The organism is Rhizobium ecuadorense, from assembly GCF_001187535.1.
GTDB classification, from domain to species: Bacteria; Pseudomonadota; Alphaproteobacteria; order Rhizobiales; family Rhizobiaceae; genus Rhizobium; species Rhizobium ecuadorense.
Genome location: NZ_LFIO01001171.1, coordinates 1 through 216, shown reverse-complemented (window position 1 = coordinate 216; position 216 = coordinate 1). Strand labels below are relative to the sequence as shown.

1 protein-coding gene is annotated in these 216 nt (G+C 61.6%); it reads right to left on the bottom strand.

Translation table 11 applies throughout. The annotated features are described in order from the left end of the window. A partial coding sequence (locus AF337_RS46555) for a DNA cytosine methyltransferase (protein WP_193393655.1) occupies positions 1-216 on the bottom strand: 216 nt, incomplete at both ends.

Sequence of the window (216 nt, the reverse complement as noted above, 5' to 3'; positions counted from 1 at the left end):
CCCAGAACGTCGGAGACGTAGCCCTGCAGAGGCGGAGCTGGCCGCGGTGGAATGAACAAACCTTCCACGTCGTTTCGAAGACCGACAATGACGATGCGTGTGCGGTCCTGCGGAAGACCGAAATCGGACGCGTCGACGGTCACGACGTCCACCCTGTAGCCAAGCGACGACAAGTCCGCGCATATCCTCGCGAGGTAGGAGGCGTGCTTCGTATCC